At 40.0% G+C, this 2,370-nt stretch carries 2 protein-coding genes; one reads left to right on the forward strand and one right to left on the reverse strand.

Annotation, left to right across the window (positions count from 1 at the left end; all coding sequences use genetic code 11):
• A partial coding sequence (locus AC1DND_RS25945) for a DUF2135 domain-containing protein (protein WP_477585479.1) occupies positions 1-2,190 on the forward strand: 2,190 nt, incomplete at its 5' end.
• A 59-nt stretch (positions 2,191-2,249) separates the two neighbouring features.
• Here the strand turns inward: AC1DND_RS25945 and AC1DND_RS25950 are convergent.
• Positions 2,250-2,370, reverse strand: a 121-nt coding sequence (locus AC1DND_RS25950) for a 5' nucleotidase, NT5C type (protein ID WP_477585481.1), incomplete at its 5' end; no start/stop codon positions are given.

A 2,370-nucleotide genomic window follows, 5' to 3' on the forward strand; every position in this document is an offset into this window, starting at 1 on the left:
CAGTTAGGCTTGGTTAATAATGGTTTTAAAAACGCAGGCACTTTTGTCATCTCAAATGGTAACTGGACACAGTTAAAAGATAAACTGAAGAATCTAGTGTATGATGGGGGAACAAATTTCAGCGCCATAAACACTAAAAGCCTGCAGGCCGACGAATATATTTTATTTACTGATGGACTTTCGACATTCGGAAAAAATACGGTTAGCTTAAATAAACCGGTTCATTGTATCAACACAGCGTTTAAAGCTGATTATAGCACCTTGAAATTTATCAGTATGAAAACCGGCGGACAATTTGTAAACCTCAATTCCACCTCGGTTGCTGAGGCTTTTAAACAATTGAATCAGCAAAACCTTCAGTTTTTAGGGATTAAAAATGGAGTAGATGTAAGGCAGACTTATCCTTCAATGAAAGTAACCGTAAACGGGCATTTTTCGCTGGCCGGTATTATGAATGCGTTTAATACGGAATTTACGTTGCAGTTTGGTTTTGGAAATACTGTTGTTTCAGAACAGGTTGTTCGGTTAAATGCTACGGAGCATACTTTGAGCAGTATTGATGTTAGCCGCGTTTGGGCACAGAAGAAAATTACTGAAATGGACATTCAATATGAGGATAATAAGGATGATATTAGTGTTTTGAGTAAACAGTTTGGCATCGTTACCCGTAATACCAGCCTCATCGTGTTAGAAAATCTTGATGATTACCTGCGTTATGATATTGTGCCTCCTGTTGAATTGCAACAGGCCTACAATGCGGCTTTAAAGCAGCGCAGAACAGCAATTCTGGAACGTAAGCAGGATTTAATCAATGCTGCGATAGCAATGACCAAAGAACTGAAAACCTGGTGGAATACCGATTTCTACTATAAAGAACCAGGAAAGAGGGAAGAGAGATATCCTGATCCAGGGCAAAGGGATGTAAATGGAGATCCCACAGGCAATATTGCAATTTCTGATCCAGTTGGCGAAGGAAGAAGAAGCGCGCTTGTTGCTGAGCAAGTACGCGAGAGAAGAAGAGCAGAATCGGCAAGTCAGATGAGAATGCCAGCTGCGGCTGCGAAGCAGGAATTGGCCACTAGCGAAAACAACGCCCTTAATGAAGTTGTGGTCGTGGGATACGGTACTCAGCGAAAATCATCCGTTACAGGCTCAGCAGTAACCGTTAGTGGAAAAGATTTACAACGAGGTTCATCAAATGAAATAATGAGTCTGTTGCAGGGAAAATTAGCGGGGCTTAATATTACACGATCCACAGGAACGGTAGAAACCCAGCCCGCCATCGTTATCCCCGAATTTAAAAGTGATAAAGATTATATGAAAAACCTGGTTGGAAAACCAGACAGTGCTTATCCGGCTTATTTGAAAATGCGCTCGAAATACATTTCAACACCAATGTTTTATTTTGATGTGGCCAATTGGTTTTATCAGCAGAAAGATAGTGTTAAGGCACTCACCATTTTAAGTAATATTGCCGATCTGGACCTCGAAAATGCCGATTTATATAAAACTTTGGCCTATAAATTAAAGCAGACCGGAAATTATAAAGATGAACTTTTTATTACGCAGAAGGTTTTGCAATGGAGGCCTATGGATGCGCAGAGTTACCGCGATTATGCTTTGGCACTAGCAGATAATGGGCAATACCAGGCTGCGCTTGATCATTTATATAAGGTACTTACCCAAAGTTATAACAGTCAGATTGCCGATCGAGATCAAGGAATCGAGGAGATTGTGATATCCGAAATCAATAACCTGATTGCAAAACATAACAATAGCTTAAGTACCAAAGGGATTGATAAAAGGTTAATCCAGCCTTTGCCAGTAGATGTGCGCGTGGTGCTCAACTGGAATAAGAATGATACTGATATCGATCTATGGCTAACCGACCCAACTGGTGAAAAAGGATTTTATGGAAATTCGAGAACAAAAATAGGTGGCAGGATCAGCAACGATTTTACATCAGGTTATGGCCCTGAACAATTTATGATTAAAAAAGCAATAAAGGGAAAATATAAAATCGAAGTTAACTATTACGGTGATAGGCAGATTAACATTAGCGGACCAACAACCGTAACTGCCGAGATTTATACCCGATATGCCACAGGTAAACAACAAAGAAAAGTAATTGTATTGCCTATGGCGGCTGGAAGTAGCGGCGGAAACCTGGTAGGCGAATTTAATTTTTAGGATTATATTAACTAATTGCATTCATGGGCGTCGACTTAAGTCGACCCCTATGATTAATATTATAGTAATAACCCCGCTACCTCCTCCCAGGTATTTACACGTTCATATTCGGTTACAAGCAAATTATGTGGCGATGTAAATAATAAAGGGCGACCAGCAAAATTGACAAAGTTTTTAGTG

Source organism: Pedobacter sp. 01N416, assembly GCF_056399685.1.